19 protein-coding genes are annotated in these 18,668 nt (G+C 70.3%); 1 reads left to right on the forward strand and 18 read right to left on the reverse strand.

Annotated features, from left to right (window positions below):
* Nucleotides 1-11 precede the first annotated feature (11 nt).
* The 11 genes from rpoZ to pyrR form a co-directional block, all read right to left on the reverse strand.
* The gene (gene rpoZ, locus H293_RS0108435; RefSeq protein ID WP_003988945.1) at nt 12-284 is read right to left on the reverse strand and encodes a DNA-directed RNA polymerase subunit omega; all 273 of its coding nucleotides are present in this window, start codon (nt 282-284) and stop codon (nt 12-14) included.
* Nucleotides 285-349: 65 nt separating this feature from the next.
* Nucleotides 350-943 (reverse strand): guanylate kinase, encoded by a 594-nt coding sequence (gene gmk / locus H293_RS0108440; RefSeq protein WP_028807668.1) that lies wholly within the window; start codon nt 941-943, stop codon nt 350-352.
* A 59-nt stretch (nt 944-1,002) separates the two neighbouring features.
* Nucleotides 1,003-1,326, reverse strand: a complete 324-nt coding sequence (locus H293_RS0108445; protein ID WP_003977346.1) for an integration host factor — start codon at nt 1,324-1,326, stop codon at nt 1,003-1,005.
* A gap of 279 nt (nt 1,327-1,605) precedes the next feature.
* Nucleotides 1,606-2,445, reverse strand: a complete 840-nt coding sequence (pyrF, locus tag H293_RS0108450; RefSeq protein WP_020117443.1) for an orotidine-5'-phosphate decarboxylase — start codon at nt 2,443-2,445, stop codon at nt 1,606-1,608.
* Nucleotides 2,442-3,551 carry a quinone-dependent dihydroorotate dehydrogenase gene (locus H293_RS0108455; RefSeq protein ID WP_020117444.1) on the reverse strand — a complete coding sequence of 370 codons (1,110 nt, stop codon included), beginning with the start codon at nt 3,549-3,551 and terminating at the stop codon, nt 2,442-2,444. Before H293_RS0108455 ends, pyrF begins: the two co-directional genes overlap by 4 nt.
* Nucleotides 3,552-3,602: 51 nt before the next feature.
* Nucleotides 3,603-6,911 carry a carbamoyl-phosphate synthase large subunit gene (gene carB, locus H293_RS0108460; RefSeq protein WP_020117445.1) on the reverse strand — a complete coding sequence of 1,103 codons (3,309 nt, stop codon included), beginning with the start codon at nt 6,909-6,911 and terminating at the stop codon, nt 3,603-3,605.
* Nucleotides 6,904-8,046: a glutamine-hydrolyzing carbamoyl-phosphate synthase small subunit gene (carA, locus tag H293_RS0108465; RefSeq protein ID WP_020117446.1), complete on the reverse strand. Its 1,143-nt coding sequence runs from the start codon at nt 8,044-8,046 to the stop codon at nt 6,904-6,906. Before carA ends, carB begins: the two co-directional genes overlap by 8 nt.
* The gene (locus H293_RS0108470) at nt 8,043-8,621 is read right to left on the reverse strand and encodes a PH-like domain-containing protein (protein ID WP_020117447.1); all 579 of its coding nucleotides are present in this window, start codon (nt 8,619-8,621) and stop codon (nt 8,043-8,045) included. Before H293_RS0108470 ends, carA begins: the two co-directional genes overlap by 4 nt.
* A complete protein-coding gene (locus tag H293_RS0108475) occupies nt 8,618-9,904 on the reverse strand; it encodes a dihydroorotase (protein ID WP_020117448.1) in 1,287 nt (428 codons plus the stop codon). The genes H293_RS0108470 and H293_RS0108475 overlap by 4 nt, the downstream gene beginning before the upstream one ends.
* Nucleotides 9,905-9,909: 5 nt before the next feature.
* A complete protein-coding gene (locus H293_RS0108480; RefSeq protein WP_020117449.1) occupies nt 9,910-10,887 on the reverse strand; it encodes an aspartate carbamoyltransferase catalytic subunit in 978 nt (325 codons plus the stop codon).
* A gap of 85 nt (nt 10,888-10,972) precedes the next feature.
* Nucleotides 10,973-11,545: a bifunctional pyr operon transcriptional regulator/uracil phosphoribosyltransferase PyrR gene (gene pyrR / locus H293_RS0108485; protein ID WP_020117450.1), complete on the reverse strand. Its 573-nt coding sequence runs from the start codon at nt 11,543-11,545 to the stop codon at nt 10,973-10,975.
* 252 nt (nt 11,546-11,797) lie between these two features.
* Here pyrR and bldD point away from each other — a divergent pair, with 252 nt between their 5' ends.
* A complete protein-coding gene (bldD, locus tag H293_RS0108490; RefSeq protein ID WP_007380685.1) occupies nt 11,798-12,298 on the forward strand; it encodes a transcriptional regulator BldD in 501 nt (166 codons plus the stop codon).
* Between the two features lie 183 nt (nt 12,299-12,481).
* Here bldD and nusB read toward each other — a convergent pair whose 3' ends face one another.
* The 7 genes from nusB to aroC form a co-directional block, all read right to left on the reverse strand.
* Nucleotides 12,482-12,916, reverse strand: a complete 435-nt coding sequence (nusB, locus tag H293_RS0108495; protein ID WP_020117451.1) for a transcription antitermination factor NusB — start codon at nt 12,914-12,916, stop codon at nt 12,482-12,484.
* Nucleotides 12,917-12,918: 2 nt separating this feature from the next.
* The gene (gene efp, locus H293_RS0108500) at nt 12,919-13,485 is read right to left on the reverse strand and encodes an elongation factor P (RefSeq protein ID WP_020117452.1); all 567 of its coding nucleotides are present in this window, start codon (nt 13,483-13,485) and stop codon (nt 12,919-12,921) included.
* Nucleotides 13,486-13,537: 52 nt separating this feature from the next.
* Complete coding sequence (locus tag H293_RS0108505) at nt 13,538-14,644, reverse strand: aminopeptidase P family protein (RefSeq protein ID WP_020117453.1); 1,107 nt, start codon at nt 14,642-14,644, stop codon at nt 13,538-13,540.
* A gap of 79 nt (nt 14,645-14,723) precedes the next feature.
* Entirely contained in the window at nt 14,724-15,587 is an 864-nt protein-coding gene (locus tag H293_RS0108510; protein WP_078612545.1) for a Pro-rich N-terminal domain-containing protein, read from the reverse strand.
* Between the two features lie 291 nt (nt 15,588-15,878).
* A complete protein-coding gene (aroB, locus tag H293_RS0108515) occupies nt 15,879-16,970 on the reverse strand; it encodes a 3-dehydroquinate synthase (protein ID WP_020117455.1) in 1,092 nt (363 codons plus the stop codon).
* Nucleotides 16,967-17,479 carry a shikimate kinase gene (locus tag H293_RS0108520; protein ID WP_028807669.1) on the reverse strand — a complete coding sequence of 171 codons (513 nt, stop codon included), beginning with the start codon at nt 17,477-17,479 and terminating at the stop codon, nt 16,967-16,969. Before H293_RS0108520 ends, aroB begins: the two co-directional genes overlap by 4 nt.
* A complete protein-coding gene (aroC, locus tag H293_RS0108525) occupies nt 17,476-18,660 on the reverse strand; it encodes a chorismate synthase (RefSeq protein WP_028807670.1) in 1,185 nt (394 codons plus the stop codon). Before aroC ends, H293_RS0108520 begins: the two co-directional genes overlap by 4 nt.
* Nucleotides 18,661-18,668: the final 8 nt, after the last annotated feature.

The raw sequence follows: 18,668 nt of genomic DNA on the forward strand, positions 1-18,668 counted from the left end.
TGAAAGTACTACTACTGCGCCGGGCCCTCGACGGCCTCGGACGTCAGCAGACCCGCGTTGATCTCACGCAGGGCGATCGAGAGGGGCTTCTCGTGGACGTGGGTGTCCACCAGCGGACCGACGTACTCCAGCAGGCCCTCGCCGAGCTGCGAGTAGTACGCGTTGATCTGGCGGGCCCGCTTGGCCGCGTAGATCACGAGGCTGTACTTCGAGTCAGTGGCCTCGAGGAGCTCGTCGATCGGCGGGTTGATGATGCCCTCGGGCGCGGAGATGGAAGAGGACACGCTCTACCTTCCGATGGATGGGAAAGAATCAGTGCGGATGATCAAGCCTCGATGAGCAGGCACGATCACACAACATCCATCAAGGCTAGCAGCTCGCGCGCCACGTCCTCGACGGAGGTGTTGACCAAGGTCACATCGAACTCGGGTTCAGCCGCCAGTTCGATCTTTGCCGCGTCCAGGCGGCGCGCGATCACCTCGGGCGGCTCGGTGCCCCGTCCGGTGAGTCTGCGCACGAGCTCCTCCCAGGAAGGAGGAGCCAGGAACACCAGCTGGGCGTCCGCCATGGACTCACGGACCTGCCGGGCGCCCTGGAGGTCGATCTCCAGGAGGACGGGCTCGCCCGCCTCCAGCCGCTCCAGCACGGCCGCACGCGGCGTGCCGTAGCGGTTGCCGGCGAACTCCGCCCACTCCAGCAGCTCGCCGTTGGCGATCAGCTTGTCCATCTCCTCGTCGGTGACGAAGAAGTAGTGGACACCGTGCTTCTCGCCGGGGCGGGGCCTACGGGTCGTCGCCGACACCGAGAGCCAGACCTCGGGATGTTCCTTGCGCATATGGGCGACGACCGTGCTCTTGCCGACCCCTGAGGGGCCGGAGAGCACGGTCAGCCGCGGACGTACGTCCGGGGGCTCGGGGGTCGTCCCCCGGAATGTTGCAGCCATGCAGCGATTATTCCAGCAATCCCGGAGTGCCCGGGACTCCCTTCCCGGAGTGACCCGGTTCAGGAACCGGTGCTGCCGAACTCACGCTCCAGCGAAGCGATCTGGTTGGAGCCGAGGCCGCGCACACGACGGCTCTCGGAGATGCCGAGTCGCTCCATGATCTGCTTGGCGCGGACCTTGCCCACGCCCGGCAGGGACTCGAGCAGGGCGGAGACCTTCATCTTGCCGATGACGTCGTTCTCCTGGCCCTGCTTGATGACCTCATGGAGAGAGGCGCCGGAGTGCTTGAGTCGATTCTTGACCTCGGCCCGCTCCCGGCGAGCCGCGGCGGCCTTTTCGAGCGCGGCTGCGCGCTGTTCAGGGGTAAGGGGCGGAAGAGCCACGCCTACGTCACCTCGGATGTCGAACTGTCGGATACGGACCGGTGAGGAACCTAGTCGCCCCACACCTGGTGAGCCACGAGCAACACGCTTGCCCGTTGACTCTGCGTCGGAGACTAGCGGGCAAGTCCGCCAGAGTCAGCGAGAACAGCGGAAAAGTCCTGGTCAGCCTGCGCCAGGCCGGACATTCCTGACATACTTCCCCGGATTTGAGGATGTATTCAGAGTCAAGCGGGCCTTGAACCCCTCGTCGGATGACTCGAACGAGGGGTTCAAACATCGTCATGCGCTCGGCAGCGCCGACCTGATCTCGTCCGCGAACCGCTCGGCGGAGTCGCGCAGCGCACCGGCGTCGGGGCCGTGCCGCAGCACTCCCCGGCTGACGTTCGGGACCACATTGCGGATCGCCGCCCCGAAGACCCGGGGAAGATCGGCCGGGGTGGCCCCCTGCGCGCCGACGCCGGGCGCCAGGAGCGGACCGTTGATGTCGAGGTCGTAGGTCGACAGATCACCCAGCGTGGCCCCGACGACGGCGCCGAAGGACCCCAGGGGCTCCTCGCCGGTGTTCTCGGCGGCCAGGTGGGCCAGCATGGTCGCGCCGACGTTCCGGCCGTCCGCGCGGACCGCGTGCTGGACCTCGCCGCCCTCCGGGTTGGAGGTCAGGGCCAGCACGAACAGGCCCGCACCGCTCTCGCGCGCCAGCGCGACGGCCGGCGAGAGCGAGCCGTAGCCGAGGTACGGCGACACGGTCAGCGCGTCCGAGAACAGCGGGGAGTCCTTGCGCAGGAAGGCCTCGGCGTACGCGGCCATGGTCGAGCCGATGTCACCGCGCTTGGCGTCCATGAGCACCAGCGCACCGCCCGCACGGGCCTCCTGGACCGTCTTCTCCAGGACGGCGACGCCGCGCGAGCCGAAGCGCTCGAAGAACGCGCTCTGGGGCTTGAACACGGCGACCCGGTCGCACAGCGCCTCGACGACAGTGCGGCTGAACCGCTCCAGACCGGAGACGTCGTCGGCCAGGCCCCACTCGGTGAGCAGTGAGGCGTGCGGGTCGATCCCCACGCACAGCGGGCCACGCTCGTCCATGACGTGGCGCAGTCGGGCGCCGAAGGGCTCGGTCATACGGTGATGTTCCTCACGTCGGCGCCGACCGCGTCGGCGAGGGTGGCGTACGGGCTCGTGCGCAGGCGCGCGGCGAGGCCCTTGTGGATGGCGCGGGCCCAGAAGGGCCCCTCGTAGACGAAGGCGCTGTAGCCCTGGACCAGCGTGGCACCCGCCAGGATGCGCTGCCAGGCGTCCTCGGCGTTCTCGACGCCCCCGACGCCCACCAGGGTGATCCGGTCGCCCACGCGCGCGTACAGACGCCTGAGGACCTCCAGGGAGCGCTTCTTGAGGGGCGCTCCGGAGAGACCGCCGGTCTCCTCCACCAGGGCGGGTCCGGACGTCAGACCGAGTCCCTCGCGCGCGATGGTGGTGTTGGTGGCGATGATGCCGTCCAGGCCGAGCTCGACGGCCAGGTCGGCGACCGCGTCGACGTCCTCATCGGCCAGATCGGGCGCGATCTTCACCAGGAGCGGGACCCGGCGGTTCGCGACGATCCGGTCGGCGGCCTCGCGGACGGCGGTCAGCAGCGGCCGCAGCGCCTCGGTGGCCTGAAGGTTGCGCAGGCCGGGTGTGTTGGGCGAGGACACGTTGACGACGAGATAGTCGGCGAACGGCGCGAGCCGCTCCGCGGACTTCACGTAGTCGCCGATCGCCTCGGTCTCGTGGACGAGTTTGGTCTTGCCGATGTTGACGCCCACGACGGTCTTGAAGACCGGCTCACGGGACGCCAGCCGGGCCGCGACGGCCAGTGAGCCCTCGTTGTTGAAGCCCATGCGGTTGATGAGCGCGCGGTCCGGCACCAGGCGGAACAGCCGCTTCCTGGGGTTGCCCGGCTGGGCCTCCCCCGTCACCGTGCCGATCTCGATGTGGTCGAAGCCCAGCATCGCCATGCCGTCGATCGCGACCGCGTTCTTGTCGAAGCCCGCGGCGAGGCCGAAGGGGCCGTGCATACGCAGCCCGAAGGCCTCGGTGCGCAGTTCCTTGTAGCGGGGCGCGAGGGCGGCCGCCACGAAGGTGCGCAGCACGGGGATGCGGACGGCGAGCCGGATCCAGCGGAAGGCGAGGTGGTGGGCCTTCTCGGGGTCCATGCGCTGGAAGACGAGATTGAAGAAGATCTTGTACATGGTGTCCTCATGAAGAGGGGGACACCGTTTCCGGTGTCCCCCTCAGGGCTGCTAGTCGCGGGCCGCGGTCAGATGCTGCGCGTGTTCCTGGAGCGAACGGACTCCCACGTCACCGTGGTTGAGGGCGTCGATGCCCTGGACGGCGGCGGCGAGCGCCTGGACCGTCGTCAGACACGGGACCGACCGCGCCACGGCCGCCGTACGGATCTCGTAGCCGTCGAGGCGGCCGCCGGTGCCGTACGGCGTGTTGACGATCAGGTCGACCTCGCCGTCGTGGATGAGCTGGACGATGGTCTTCTCGCCGTTCGGGCCGGTGCCCTCGGACTGCTTGCGCACGACGGTGGCGTTGATGCCGTTGCGCTTGAGGACCTCGGCCGTGCCGGAGGTGGCGAGCAGTTCGAAGCCGTGGGCGACGAGCTCGCGCGCCGGGAAGATCATCGAGCGCTTGTCGCGGTTGGCCACCGAGATGAAGGCGCGGCCCTTGGTCGGGAGCGGGCCGTAGGCGCCCGCCTGGGACTTGGCGTACGCCGTGCCGAAGACGGAGTCGATGCCCATGACCTCGCCGGTGGAGCGCATCTCCGGGCCCAGGACGGTGTCGACGCCGCGGCCGTGGATGTCGCGGAAGCGCGACCACGGCATGACGGCCTCCTTGACGGAGATCGGCGCGTCCAGCGGGAGTTCGCCCCCGTCGCCGTTGGCCGGGAGCAGGCCCTCGGCACGCAGTTCGGCGACGGTCGCGCCCAGCGAGATCCGGGCGGCGGCCTTGGCGAGCGGCACCGCGGTCGCCTTCGAGGTGAAGGGGACGGTGCGGGACGCGCGCGGGTTGGCTTCGAGGACGTAGAGGATGTCCCCGGCCATCGCGAACTGGATGTTGATCAGGCCCCGGACGCCCACCCCGCGCGCGATGGCCTCGGTGGAGGCCCGCAGGCGCTTGATGTCGAAGCCGCCCAGGGTGATCGGCGGCAGCGCGCACGCCGAGTCGCCGGAGTGGATGCCGGCCTCCTCGATGTGCTCCATCACGCCGCCCAGGTAGAGCTCCTGGCCGTCGTAGAGGGCGTCGACGTCGATCTCGATGGCGTCGTCCAGGAAGCGGTCGACGAGGACCGGCCGCGAGGGGCTGATCTCGGTCGACTCGGCGATGTAGGACTCCAGGCGGGTCTCGTCGTAGACGATCTCCATGCCGCGTCCGCCGAGGACGTAGGAGGGCCGTACCAGGACCGGGTAGCCGATCTCGTCCGCGATGGCCTTGGCGCCGGCGAAGGTGGTGGCGGTGCCGTGCTTGGGGGCCGGCAGGCCCGCCTCGGCGAGGACCCGGCCGAAGGCGCCGCGGTCCTCGGCGGCGTGGATCGCCTCGGGCGAGGTGCCCACGACCGGCACGCCGTTGTCCTTGAGCGCCTGCGCCAGGCCCAGCGGCGTCTGGCCGCCGAGCTGCACGATGACGCCCGCGACCGGACCGGCCTGCTGCTCCGCGTGGACGACCTCCAGGACGTCCTCCAGCGTGAGCGGCTCGAAGTACAGCCGGTCGGAGGTGTCGTAGTCGGTGGAGACGGTCTCCGGGTTGCAGTTGACCATCACCGTCTCGTACCCGGCGTCCGACAGCGCGAAGGAGGCGTGCACGCAGGAGTAGTCGAACTCGATGCCCTGGCCGATGCGGTTCGGGCCGGAGCCCAGAATGATCACCGCGGGCTTGGTCCGGGGCGCGACCTCGCTCTCCTCGTCGTAGGAGGAGTAGAAGTACGGCGTCTTCGCGGCGAACTCGGCCGCGCAGGTGTCGACGGTCTTGTAGACCGGGCGTACGCCGAGCGCGTGCCGCACCTCGCGCACCACGTCCTCGCGCAGGCCGCGGATCTCGGCGATCTGCTGGTCGGAGAAGCCGTGCCGCTTGGCCTCGGCGAGCAGATCGGCGTCCAGGCGCTCGGCGGCGGCCAGCTCGTCCGCGGTCTCCTTGATCAGGAAGAGCTGGTCGACGAACCAGGGGTCGATCTTCGTGTACGCGAAGACCTCCTCGGGCGTGGCGCCGGCGCGGATGGCCTGCATGACGGTGTTGATACGGCCGTCGGTGGGCCGTACGGACTCCTCCAGGAGGGCCGCCTTGTCGCCGGGCTCGCCCACGAAGGTGAACTGGCTGCCCTTCTTCTCCAGCGAGCGCAGCGCCTTCTGGAAGGCCTCGGTGAAGTTGCGGCCGATCGCCATGGCCTCGCCGACCGACTTCATGGTGGTCGTGAGGGTGGAGTCGGCGGAGGGGAACTTCTCGAAGGCGAACCGCGGGGCCTTCACGACCACGTAGTCGAGCGTCGGCTCGAAGGACGCCGGGGTCTTCTCGGTGATGTCGTTGGGGATCTCGTCGAGCGTGTAGCCGACGGCCAGCTTCGCCGCGATCTTGGCGATCGGGAAGCCGGTCGCCTTGGAGGCGAGCGCCGACGAACGCGACACGCGCGGGTTCATCTCGATGACGATCACGCGACCGTCGACCGGGTCGATCGCGAACTGGATGTTGCAGCCGCCGGTGTCGACGCCGACCTCGCGGATGATCGCGATACCGACGTCACGCAGCCGCTGGTACTCGCGGTCGGTGAGCGTCATCGCGGGCGCGACGGTGATCGAGTCGCCGGTGTGCACGCCCATCGGGTCGAAGTTCTCGATGGAGCAGACGACCACGACGTTGTCGTTCTTGTCGCGCATCAGCTCCAGTTCGTACTCCTTCCAGCCGAGGATGGACTCCTCCAGGAGCACCTCGGTGGTCGGCGAGAGGGTCAGGCCCTGGCCGGCGATCCGGCGCAGCTCCTCCTCGTCGTGCGCGAAGCCGGAGCCGGCGCCGCCCATGGTGAAGGACGGGCGGACGACGACCGGGTAGCCGCCGAGCGTCTCGACGCCCTTGAGGACGTCGTCCATGGAGTGGCAGATGACCGAGCGGGCGGACTCGCCGTGCCCGATCTTCTTGCGGACCTCCTCCACGACGCCCTTGAACAGGTCGCGGTCCTCGCCCTTGTTGATGGCCTCGACGTTGGCGCCGATCAACTCGACGCCGTACTTGTCGAGGGTGCCGGCCTCGTGCAGCGAGATCGCGGTGTTGAGGGCCGTCTGGCCGCCCAGGGTGGGCAGCAGGGCGTCGGGGCGCTCCTTGGCGATGATCTTCTCGACGAACTCCGGGGTGATCGGCTCGACGTAGGTGGCGTCGGCGATCTCCGGGTCGGTCATGATCGTCGCCGGGTTGGAGTTGACGAGGATGACGCGCAGGCCTTCGGCCTTGAGCACGCGGCACGCCTGGGTGCCGGAGTAGTCGAACTCGGCGGCCTGGCCGATGACGATCGGGCCGGAGCCGATGACCAGGACGGACTGGATATCGGTGCGCTTAGGCACGCTGGCCCTCCATCAGAGATACGAAGCGGTCGAACAGGTAGGCGGCGTCGTGCGGGCCGGCTGCCGCTTCGGGGTGGTACTGGACGGAGAACGCCGGCTGGTCGAGCAGCTGGAGCCCTTCCACGACGTCGTCGTTCAGGCACACGTGGGAGACCTCGGCGCGGCCGAACTTCGTGTCGCTGACCTTGTCGAGCGGCGCGTCCACGGCGAATCCGTGGTTGTGCGCGGTGACCTCGACCTTGCCGGTGGTCCGGTCCTGCACGGGCTGGTTGATGCCCCGGTGCCCGTACTTCAGCTTGTAGGTGCCGAAGCCGAGGGCCCGCCCCAGGATCTGGTTGCCGAAGCAGATGCCGAACAGCGGCGTCCTCCGCTCCAGCACGGCGGTCATGAGCGCGACCGGGCCGTCGGCGGTCGCCGGGTCGCCGGGTCCGTTGGAGAAGAACACCCCGTCCGGCTCGACGGCGTAGACCTCGTCGACGCTCGCCGTGGCCGGCAGCACGTGCACCTCGATGCCCCGCTGGGCCATGCGGTGCGGGGTCATGCCCTTGATGCCGAGGTCGATGGCGGCGACGGTGAACTTCTTCTCGCCGACCGCGGGGACGACGTACGTCTCCTTGGTGGCGACCTCCTCGTACAGCGAGGCGCCCTTCATGTGGGGCTGGGCCTGCACGCGCGCGACGAGCTCGGGCTCGCCGGCGATCGCCTCGCCGGAGAAGATCCCGGCGCGCATGGAGCCGCGCTCGCGCAGGTGGCGGGTGAGCGCGCGGGTGTCGATGCCGGAGATCCCGACGATGTCCTGCGCGACCAGTTCGTCGTCCAGGGAGCGCTTGGCCCGCCAGTTGGACGGCACGCGCGCGGGGTCGCGCACGACGTAGCCGGAGACCCAGATGCGCCGGGACTCGTCGTCCTCGTCGTTCCAGCCGGTGTTGCCGATCTGCGGGGCGGTCGCGACGACGATCTGGCGGTCGTACGAGGGGTCGGTCAGGGTCTCCTGGTAGCCGGTCATGCCGGTGGAGAACACGGCCTCGCCGAAGGTCTCCCCCACGGCCCCGTAGGCACGGCCGCGGAAGATCCGGCCGTCCTCCAGGACGAGTACCGCGGGGGCCTTGGTGGCCCCCCTTGTGGAGGTCGTCATCGTGCGCCTTCCGTTTCCGTCTTGTTGATCATGGAGTTAATGGCGTCGACCCAGTCGGTGTGCTCGGCCGCGTGGTCCGAGCGGAACCCCGAGTCGATCAGTCGCTCGCCGTGCGCCCAGGTCACGACGAGGAGCCCGCCCTCGGTCAGGACCTTGCCCGCGATGCCCTTGCCGAGCACGGCTTCCCGCAGGGCTTCGCGCGGGACGAAGAAGTCGGTCGCGCCGGGGCGTACGACGTCCAGTCCCGCGTCCGTCAGGGTGAGCTCGACCCGGCTGCGGGTGCCCAGGCCGTGCGCCACGATCCGGTCGAGCCACTGGCCCGCGGTGGTGGAGCCGTGGTAGCGACCGCACATGCTCAGTCTCGCCGGGCCGGGGTCGTCGGGCACGGTGGGGAGCTCGGGCAGGTCGCCCTGGAGCGTGCCGCGCCACTTCCAGCCCTCGCGCATCAGCCAGTAGACGAGCGCGACGAAGAGGGCGAGGCCGACGAGCCAGCCGACACGGGCGGCCCAGTCGGTGACCTCGGCCGACTTCTTCTCGGCGGCGAGTCCGGCGGCGATCAGGGTTACTGGTGTCACGTGAGCTTCCCGTCGACGAGCGTGGCCTTGCCCCGGAGCCACGTGTGCGTGACACGGCCCGGCAGCTCACGCCCCTCGTACGGAGTGTTGCGGCTGCGCGAGGCGAAGCCCGCGGGGTCCACGGAGCCACGGTATTCCGTGTCGACCAGCGTGAGGTTGGCGGGCTCACCAGCCGAGACGGGACGCCCGTGTCCGGTGGCCTGCCCGATGCGGGCGGGCGTGGCGGACATGCGCTCGGCGACCCCGGCCCAGTCGAGGAGCCCGGTGTCCACCATGGTCTCCTGCACCACTGACAACGCGGTCTCCAGGCCGACCATCCCCATGGCGGCCGCGGCCCACTCGCAGTCCTTGTCCTCGTGCGGGTGCGGGGCGTGGTCGGTGGCGACGATGTCGATGGTGCCGTCGGCCAGGGCCTCGCGCAGGGAGAGCACGTCCCGCTCGGTGCGCAGCGGCGGGTTCACCTTGTAGACCGGGTTGTAGGTGCGCACCAGCTCGTCGGTGAGGAGCAGGTGGTGCGGGGTGACCTCGGCGGTGACGTCGATGCCGCGGGACTTGGCCCAGCGCACGATCTCGACGGACCCGGCGGTCGACAGATGGCAGATGTGGACGCGGGAGCCGACGTGCTCGGCGAGCAGGACGTCCCGGGCGATGATCGATTCCTCGGCGACCGCGGGCCAGCCGCCCAGTCCCAGCTCGGCGGAGACGATGCCCTCGTTCATCTGGGCGCCCTCGGTCAGCCGCGGCTCCTGCGCGTGCTGGGCGACGACCCCGCCGAAGGCCTTCACGTACTCCAGCGCGCGGCGCATGATCACGGCGTCGTCGACGCACTTGCCGTCGTCGGAGAAGACGGTCACGCCGGCGGCCGACTCGTGCATGGCGCCCAGTTCGGCGAGCTTCTTGCCCTCCAGGCCGACGGTGACGGCGCCGATGGGCTGGACGTCGCAGTAGCCGTGCTCCTTGCCCAGCCGCCAGACCTGCTCGACGACACCGGCGGTGTCCGCGACCGGGAAGGTGTTGGCCATGGCGAACACGGCGGTGTAGCCGCCGGAGGCGGCCGCGCGCGTACCGGTGAGGACGGTCTCGGAGTCCTCGCGGCCGGGCTCGCGCAGGTGGGTGTGCAGGTCGACGAGTCCCGGCAGCAGCACCTTGCCGCCGGCCTCGACGACCTCGGCGCCCTCGGCCGGCAGACCGGCGCCCACCTGGGCGATGGTCGCGCCGTCGATCAGCACGTCCTGCGGCTCGCCGCCGAGCACCTTCGCACCACGGATCAGGATCTTGCTCATGTGACTTACTTCTCCTCGGTACGGGTGTGGCTGACGGCGGGCTCGTTGCCGCCCAGAAGCAGGTAGAGAACGGCCATCCGGATGGAGACTCCGTTTGCGACCTGCTCCACCACGGTGCAGCGGTCGGAGTCGGCGACCTCGGCGGTGATCTCCATACCGCGGACCATCGGGCCGGGGTGCATCACGATGGCGTGCTCCGGCATCCGCGCCATGCGGTCGCCGTCCAGGCCGTAGCGCCGCGAGTACTCGCGCTCGGTCGGGAAGAACGCGGCGTTCATGCGCTCGCGCTGCACGCGCAGCATCATCACCGCGTCGGACTTGGCGAGCGTGCTGTCGAGGTCGTACGCCACCTCGCAGGGCCAGGTCTCGACGCCGACCGGCACCAGGGTGGGCGGGGCGACGAGGGTGACCTGGGCGCCGAGGGTGTGCAGCAGGTCGACGTTGGAGCGGGCGACGCGGCTGTGCAGGATGTCGCCGACGACCGTGATGCGCTTGCCGGAGAGGTCCTGGCCGATGCCCGCGTCCCGCCCGACGAGCCGGCGGCGCATGGTGAACGCGTCCAGCAGGGCCTGGGTCGGGTGCTGGTGGGTGCCGTCACCGGCGTTGATGACGGCCGCGTCGATCCAGCCGGAGTTGGCGAGGCGGTACGGCGCTCCGGAGGCGCCGTGGCGGATGACGACGGCGTCGACGCCCATGGCCTCCAGGGTCTGGGCGGTGTCCTTGAGGGACTCGCCCTTGGACACGCTGGAGCCCTTGGCGGTGAAGTTGATGACGTCCGCCGAGAGCCGCTTCTCGGCGGCCTCGAAGGAGATACGCGTACGCGTGGAGTCCTCGAAGAAGAGGTTGACGATCGTGCGGCCGCGCAGGGTCGGCAGTTTCTTGATCGGCCGGTCGGCGACCCGGGCCATCTCCTCGGCGGTGTCGAGGATCAGGACGGCGTCGTCGCGGGTGAGGTCGGCGGCCGAGATGAGATGACGCTGCATCTGTCAGGCTCCGTAAGGCAGTTCAGGTATCGGGAGGATCCGGGCAGGCGAGGGCGCACCGAGAAGTGCCCCCGTGTGCCTGCTGCTAGGTCTGCTTCACACCGAGCAGCACGGTGTCGCGACCGTCCTCCTCGTGGAGCTGGACCTTGACCGTCTCCCGCAACGACGTGGGGAGGTTCTTGCCGACGTAGTCGGCGCGGATGGGCAGTTCGCGGTGGCCTCTGTCGACGAGGACCGCGAGCTGCACCGCGCGGGGCCGCCCGATGTCGTTCAGGGCGTCCAGGGCTGCGCGGATGGTGCGGCCGGAGAAGAGCACGTCGTCGACGAGGACCACCAGGCGGCCGTCGATGCCGTCACCCGGGATCTCGGTGCGGGCCAGCGCTCGCGGCGGGTGCATGCGCAGGTCGTCGCGGTACATGGTGATGTCGAGCGAACCGACCGGAATCACGCGGTCGGTGATCTCCTCCAGCTTCGCGGCGAGCCGCCGGGCGAGGAAGACGCCTCGGGTGGGGATGCCGAGGAGCACCACGTCGTCGGCGCCCTTGGCGCGTTCGACGATCTCGTGGGCGATACGGGTCAGCACGCGTGCGATGTCGGGGCCTTCGAGAACGGGCCGGGCATCGGACGCCTGGATATCGGAAGTGTCCTGCTTGTCCATACGAAACGGACCTCCTTCTCCGCCTCACGGGACGGACCTTAAAGGACGTCGGATTTGCGCCATCCACGGTAGCAGGCCGGACCGGGGCCCTGATCACCCCCTTGGCCCAATCGGCCACCACTCTCACGGAAGCGTCGGTGTGGACCATTCGGCTTGACGCAGAAGAGTCACGCTGCGTAACCTCACAGTGAGTTACCAGACGCGCGGCTCGAAACCACTGCGGCCGCGTCGATCCAGTGTCCGGGGAGCTATATGTCCAGCGAATACGCCAAACAGCTCGGGGCCAAGCTCCGGGCCATCCGCACCCAGCAGGGCCTTTCCCTCCACGGTGTCGAGGAGAAGTCCCAGGGACGCTGGAAGGCGGTCGTGGTCGGTTCGTACGAGCGTGGCGACCGCGCGGTGACCGTGCAGCGTCTTGCCGAGTTGGCGGATTTCTACGGCGTTCCGGTGCAGGAGCTGCTGCCCGGCACCACTCCGGGCGGGGCCGCCGAGCCCCCGCCGAAGCTGGTCCTGGACCTGGAGCGGCTGGCCCACGTCCCGGCCGAGAAGGCGGGCCCGCTCCAGCGTTACGCCGCGACGATCCAGTCCCAGCGCGGTGACTACAACGGCAAGGTGCTCTCGATCCGCCAGGACGACCTGCGCACACTCGCCGTCATCTACGACCAGTCGCCCTCGGTCCTCACCGAGCAGCTGATCAGCTGGGGCGTGCTGGACGCGGACGCGCGTCGCGCGGTGTCCCACGAGGACAGCTGAGCCGCTCCCAGCCTCAGCAGAAACGTGCCGCCGGGGTGGCCGGAACTTCACGGTTCCGGCCACCCCGGCGGCTTTCTGCGGGCCTCGGGGGGCGCTCACGTACGCACACGCCTGAGGGCCCGCAACGCTCACGCTGCGGGCCCTCAGGCAATTTCGCGTCTCGAGCCGCCTCGGCGTCCCGGTTTACGCCTCGTCCCGGCGCAGCGACGGCTTCAGGTCCTTGAGCCGGCCCAGCAGGCCGTTCACGAACGAGGGCGACTCGTCCGTGGAGAACTCCTTGGCCAGCTGCACCATCTCGTCGAGCACCACGGCGTCCGGGGTCTCGTCGGCCCATATCAGCTCGAAGGCGCCCAGACGCAGAATGTTGCGGTCGACGACCGGCATCCGGTCCAGCGTCCAGCCGACCGAGTACTGCGCGATCAGCTCGTCGATGCGCGTCGCGTGCTCCGCGTAGCCCTCGACCAACTGCATCGTGTACTCGCTCACCGGCGGCTGCCGGGTGTCTTCCCGGGAGTGCCGGATCCAGTCCGCCAGGACCGTCAGGACGTCGGCGTCGCGCTGGTCGCCCTCGAAGAGGATCTGGAAGGCGCGCTTGCGGGCCGTGTTGCGGGCAGCCACGGTTAGCTGTTCACCCGGCCGAGGTAGTCGCTCGTGCGCGTGTCGACCTTGATCTTCTCACCGGTGGTGATGAAGAGCGGGACCTGGATCTGGTGACCGGTCTCCAGGGTGGCGGGCTTGGTGCCGCCGGTGGAGCGGTCGCCCTGCAGGCCCGGCTCGGTCTCCTGGACGACGAGCTCGACGGCGGCCGGCAGCTCGACGAAGAGGACCTCGCCCTCGTGCTGCGCGACGGTGGCCGTGAAGCCCTCGATCAGGAAGTTGGCGGCGTCGCCGACCGCCTTGCGGTCGACCATGAGCTGGTCGTAGGTCTCCATGTCCATGAAGACGAAGTACTCGCCGTCCATGTACGAGAACTGCATGTCGCGCTTGTCGACAGTGGCCGTCTCGACCTTGACGCCGGCGTTGAACGTCTTGTCGACGACCTTGCCGGACAGCACGTTCTTGAGCTTGGTGCGCACGAATGCGGGGCCCTTGCCGGGCTTGACGTGCTGGAACTCGACGACGGACCAGAGCTGGCCGCCTTCGAGCTTGAGCACCAGGCCGTTCTTGAGGTCGTTCGTGGAAGCCACGGTTGCGGAATCTCCTGGACTGACGTGGACGACCCCGGCGCACGCACCTTGCCTATAGTGCGAGCAGCTCCTTGGTCGTGATGGTGAGTAGCTCGGGTCCGCCGTCCGCCTCGGGGCGTACGACGAGCGTGTCATCGATCCGGACGCCGCCCCGTCCCGGGAGGTGGACCCCCGGTTCGACGGTGACCGGCACGCAAGCGTCCAGTTTACCCATGGCCGCGGGGGCCAACTGCGGGTCCTCGTCGATTTCGAGTCCCACACCGTGTCCGGTGAGGGTCGGGAGCCCCTCGTGATGGCCCGCGGACTCCAGCACCTGGCGTGCCGCCCGGTCCACGTCACGGTAGGCGGCGCCGGGTGCCAGCGACTCCCGTCCGGCCCGCTGAGCGGCGAAGACGAGGTCGTAGAGCTCGATCTGCCAGTCGGCGGGGGACGTACCGATGACGAAGGTACGGCCGATCTCGCAGCGGTAGCCGCGGTAGTTCGCGCCCAGGCAGACGGAGAGGAAGTCGCCCTCCTCGACGCGGCGGTCGGTGGGGCGGTGGCCGGGGCGGCCGGAGTTCGGGCCGGTGCCGACGGAGGTGGCGAAGGCCGGGCCGTCGGCGCCGTGGTCGACGAGGCGGCGCTCCAGTTCGAGGGCGAGGTGGCGCTCGGTGCGGCCGACGAGGATGGACTCCAGGAGCTCGCCCAGTGCCTGGTCGGCGATCTCCGCGCCGATGCGCAGGCAGGAGATCTCCTCCTCGTCCTTGATGACGCGGAGCTGTTCGACCGCGCCGCCGAGGTCGGCGAGGCGCAGCCGCGGGACGACCGAGCGGATCGCCCGGTGCCGGGCGACCGTGAGGTGCTGTTCCTCCACGGCGAGCGAGTCCGCGCCCTGAGCCGTGGCGAGGTCGGCGGCGGCGACAGCCGGGTCGCCGGCGGCACCGGAAAGGTGGTGCAGCCGCAGGTTCTCGTCGGGGCGGCCGGCGCCGGGACGGTCGTCCGGGGGCCCGGCGCACACCAGCAGGTCCTCGGTCATGCCGAGCAGCAGCACGCTGCCCCGCGGGGCGGCCCCGGCGAGGTAGCGGACATTGGCCGGGCGGGAGATCAGCGCGGACCGGCTGCCGCCGGCCTGGCAGCGGTCGCGGACACGGGTTCTGCGGGTGGCGTACACCTCTGACATGACTTGAGCGTAGGAGTTCTACCGATATGCCGCTGTTTGAGAGAGTCCGAGTGGGGAGCGGCGCTGGTCGTTCGGGCCGCTACCAGGTCGGTGGGCTAGCGACGGAGCGCGCCAGGACGTCGTCCAGGACCCTCGCCGTCTGCGGTACGTCCATCTGGGAGTTGTCGATGATCGGCAGACCGGAGCCGTACCAGCCGGCCATCCGACCGTGGATCCGTGCCACCTCCTCGTCCGTCAGGCGGCGATTGCCGGAGCGCTCCGCGTTGCGCTCCAGGACGATCTCCAGGCCGGGCAGCAGGACCACCGGCAGCAGTCCCGGGCCCACGTGCCGCTTCCAGCCGCCGAGGCCGACCACCGGCCGGTCCGGGAAGACCGCGTCGTCGAGGATGCAGGAGATGCCGTTGGCGAGGAAGTTGCGGGCGGCGAAGCCACAGGTGCGGCGGGCGAGGCGGTATTGGGCCTCGGAGTGGTCGTTCCAGCCGGACTGCGGGTCGGCGAAGCCCGAGCGGACCCACTCGCGTACGTCGTCGAGGCTGATGTGGGCGGTGGGGACCCGGCGATGGTCGGCCCAGTACTTGGCGACGCTGGTCTTTCCGGCGCCCGCAGGACCGATGAGCAGCACCGCGAGGGTGGTGCCCGCGGGATCGGGCGCGGCGACGGGCGGGGTGCTGGGGGCACCCACGGGGGCGCCGGGCGGCAGCGGCACATGGCCGGTGGTGTCCGGTACCGGCCCCGGTGAGTGCTGCGGGGCGGGCGGGACCTGGGAGTGCGGTGGCGTCGGCGGTACCGGGGCCGGGGCGAAGCCCGGTGCCGACGGCGGTGGGGGCACCGGGGCGGAGCCCTGGTGCGCACCCGGGTGATGTGCGGCCGGCGACCAGCCGGCGGCCGGTCCGTGCCCCGGCTGATGGGGCGGCGGCAGCGGAGAACCCACTGCGTGCTGCATCCGGTGCCACTCCGTCTCGTCTTTTTCGGCTCGCTCGCCTCCGGGGCGCTCGCGTCGGTGCCGGGAGCCCGACCGGGCGCGGCCCGAAGGCCTCCGCTCGCTCGTCCTCTCGTCTCCGACGCGCCCCTCCGGCTCACTCGCGTCAGGCTGATCGGCGCTGGTTACGGGGTGGTGCATACCCCGCTCGCCATCGAACGGTACCGCCCCCGGCCCACGTTTGGTGAAACGGCCGGGGGCGCCCCGAAGTGCCCCTGGTGCACGGCGAATCAGGCGGAACGCCCGTCGCGGGACTTACTGGCCGACCTCGCCGTACGCGGCGAGCAGAACGGCCGGGTCCGGGCCCTCCAGAACGGTGGGCTTGCCCAGTCCGTCGAGGACGATGAACCGCAGCAGGTTGCCGCGGGACTTCTTGTCGACCTTCATGGTCTCCAGCAACTTGGGCCACTGGTCGTAGCGGTAGTGCAGCGGCAGGCCGACCGACTCCAGGACCGTGCGGTGGCGGTCGGCGGTCGCGTCGTCCAACCGGCCCGCCAGACGGCCCAGTTCGGCGGCGAAGTGCATGCCCACGGCGACCGCGGCGCCGTGCCGCCACTTGTACCGCTCGTTCTTCTCGATGGCGTGGGCGAGCGTGTGGCCGTAGTTGAGGATCTCCCTGAGGCCCGACTCCTTGAGGTCGGAGGAGACCACCTCGGCCTTGACCCGGATCGAGCGCTCGATGAGCTCGGAGGTGTGCGGGCCGGCCGGGGTGCGCGCGGCCTCGGGGTCGGACTCGATGAGCTCCAGGATCACCGGGTCGGCGATGAAGCCGGCCTTGATGATCTCGGCGAGCCCGGACACGTAGTCGTTGACCGGCAGGGAGTCCAGCGCGGCCAGGTCGCACAGGACGCCGGCGGGCGGGTGGAAGGCGCCGACGAGGTTCTTGCCCTCGGCGGTGTTGATGCCGGTCTTGCCGCCGACCGCCGCGTCGACCATGGCGAGCACGGTCGTCGGGACGGCGATCCAGCGCACTCCGCGCAGCCAGGTCGCGGCCACGAACCCGGCGAGATCGGTGGTCGCGCCGCCGCCGACGCCGACCACGACGTCGGAGCGGGTGAAGCCGGACTGGCCGAGCGCCTTCCAGCAGTAGGCGGCGACCTCGGCGGTCTTGGCCTCCTCCGCGTTCGGGACCTGGATGGCGACGGCGTCGTAGCCCTGCTCGGCGAGGTCGGCGCGCAGCGCGTCACCGGTGTCGGCGAGCGCCTCGGGGTGGATGACGGCGACCCGTTGGGCCTTCTCTCCCACCAACGTGCCGAGCTCGCCCAGGAGTTGACGTCCCACCAGGACCTCGTACGGCTCGCTGCCCGCGGTGCCGCCGACCTGGATGCGCGTCACTGCCTCGCTCATGCTTCCTTCAACTCCAGTGCGTCCAGCGCGATCTCGGTGACTTCTTCGGGGGTACGGCCGTCGGTGGCCACGACCGCCGTGGCGATCGACTCGTACAGGTGGCGGCGCGCCTCCATCAGCTCGCGCCACTGCTTGCGCGGGTTGACCGCGAGCAGCGGACGCGCGGCGTTCAGGCCGGTGCGCTTGACCGCCTCCTCGACGTCCATCGACAGGTACAGCACGCGCTGCCCGGCCAGCAGGGCGCGGGTGTCCTCGTCGAGGATCGAGCCGCCGCCGAGCGCGAGGACGCCGTCGTGCTGGGCGAGCGCCCGGCTTACGGCGGCCTTCTCGATCGCCCGGAAAGCGGCCTCGCCCTCGTCGACGAAGATCTCCGCGATCGCGCGGCCCTGCTCGGCGACGATGTCGTCGTCGGTGTCCCGGTACCCCGTCGCGAGGCGCTCGGCCAGCAGCCGCCCGACGGTGGACTTGCCCACGCCCATCGGACCGACGAGGACGACCGCAGGGCTCATCGGATGGCCAGGTTCTCGAGGTACGACCGCACGTTGCGGCGGGTCTCGGGCACGCTGTCGCCGCCGAACTTCTCGGCCACGGCGTCGGCCAGGACCAGCGCCACCATCGCCTCGGCGACGATGCCGGCGGCCGGGACCGCGGACACGTCGGAGCGCTGGTGGTGGGCCTGCGCGGCCTCGCCGGTGGTCACGTCCACGGTCTGCAGGGCCCGAGGGACGGTGGCGATGGGCTTCATCGCGGCCCGCACCCGCAGCAGCTCACCCGTGCTGAGCCCGCCCTCGGTGCCGCCGGAGCGTCCGGAGACGCGGCGGATGCCCTCGGGGGTGTTCACGATCTCGTCGTGCGCCTTCGAGCCCGGCACCCGCGCCAGCTCGAAGCCGTCACCGAGCTCGACGCCCTTGATCGCCTGGATGCCCATCAGCGCACCCGCGAGGCGGGCGTCCAGCTTGCGGTCCCAGTGCACATGCGAGCCCAGGCCCACGGGCACGCCGTACGCCAGGATCTCCACCACGCCGCCGAGGGTGTCACCGTCCTTGTGGGCCTGGTCGACCTCGGCCACCATCGCCTTCGAGGTGTCCGCGTCCAGGCAGCGCAGCGGATCGGCGTCCAGCTTCTCGACGTCGGCCGGGGTCGGGTAGACGCCCTGCGGGGCCTTCACGGAGCACAGCTCGACGACGTGGCTGACGATCTCGATGCCGGCCGTCTCCTTCAGGTACGACCGGGCCACCGCGCCCAGCGCCACCCGGGCCGCCGTCTCCCGGGCGGAGGCGCGCTCCAGGATCGGCCGGGCCTCGTCGAAGCCGTACTTCTGCATGCCCGCGAGGTCGGCGTGGCCGGGGCGCGGGCGGGTCAGCGGGGCGTTGCGCGCGAGGCCCGCGAGGATCTCCGGGTCGATGGGGTCGGCCGACATGACCTGCTCCCACTTCGGCCACTCGGTGTTGCCCACCATGATCGCGACCGGGGAACCGAGGGAGAGACCGTGCCGGACCCCGCCGAGGAAGGTGACCTGGTCCTGCTCGAACTTCATCCGGGCACCGCGGCCGTAGCCGAGCCGACGCCTCGCCAGGTGGTCCGCCACCAGCTCCGTGGTGATGGGCACGCCGGCGGGAAGGCCCTCCAGCGTCGCGACGAGTGCGGGACCGTGGGACTCCCCCGCGGTCAGCCAGCGCAACCTGCTCAACGGTGCTC

Source organism: Streptomyces canus 299MFChir4.1 (assembly GCF_000383615.1).
Lineage (GTDB): Bacteria > Actinomycetota > Actinomycetes > Streptomycetales > Streptomycetaceae > Streptomyces > Streptomyces canus_C.

What these genes read in the sequence shown, in the direction of transcription:
- carA (WP_020117446.1), bottom strand. Translation starts at nt 8,046, where the DNA reads ATGACGACCTCCACAAGGGGGGCCACCAAGGCCCCCGCGGTACTCGTC.
- H293_RS0108505 (WP_020117453.1), bottom strand. Translation starts at nt 14,644, where the DNA reads ATGTCAGAGGTGTACGCCACCCGCAGAACCCGTGTCCGCGACCGCTGC.
- H293_RS0108475 (WP_020117448.1), bottom strand. Translation starts at nt 9,904, where the DNA reads ATGAGCAAGATCCTGATCCGTGGTGCGAAGGTGCTCGGCGGCGAGCCG.
- pyrF (WP_020117443.1), bottom strand. Translation starts at nt 2,445, where the DNA reads ATGACCGAGCCCTTCGGCGCCCGACTGCGCCACGTCATGGACGAGCGT.
- H293_RS0108480 (WP_020117449.1), bottom strand. Translation starts at nt 10,887, where the DNA reads ATGCAGCGTCATCTCATCTCGGCCGCCGACCTCACCCGCGACGACGCC.
- H293_RS0108520 (WP_028807669.1), bottom strand. Translation starts at nt 17,479, where the DNA reads ATGAGCCCTGCGGTCGTCCTCGTCGGTCCGATGGGCGTGGGCAAGTCC.
- bldD (WP_007380685.1), top strand. Translation starts at nt 11,798, where the DNA reads ATGTCCAGCGAATACGCCAAACAGCTCGGGGCCAAGCTCCGGGCCATC.
- pyrR (WP_020117450.1), bottom strand. Translation starts at nt 11,545, where the DNA reads ATGGACAAGCAGGACACTTCCGATATCCAGGCGTCCGATGCCCGGCCC.
- aroB (WP_020117455.1), bottom strand. Translation starts at nt 16,970, where the DNA reads ATGAGCGAGGCAGTGACGCGCATCCAGGTCGGCGGCACCGCGGGCAGC.
- H293_RS0108510 (WP_078612545.1), bottom strand. Translation starts at nt 15,587, where the DNA reads ATGCAGCACGCAGTGGGTTCTCCGCTGCCGCCGCCCCATCAGCCGGGG.
- gmk (WP_028807668.1), bottom strand. Translation starts at nt 943, where the DNA reads ATGGCTGCAACATTCCGGGGGACGACCCCCGAGCCCCCGGACGTACGT.
- H293_RS0108455 (WP_020117444.1), bottom strand. Translation starts at nt 3,551, where the DNA reads ATGTACAAGATCTTCTTCAATCTCGTCTTCCAGCGCATGGACCCCGAG.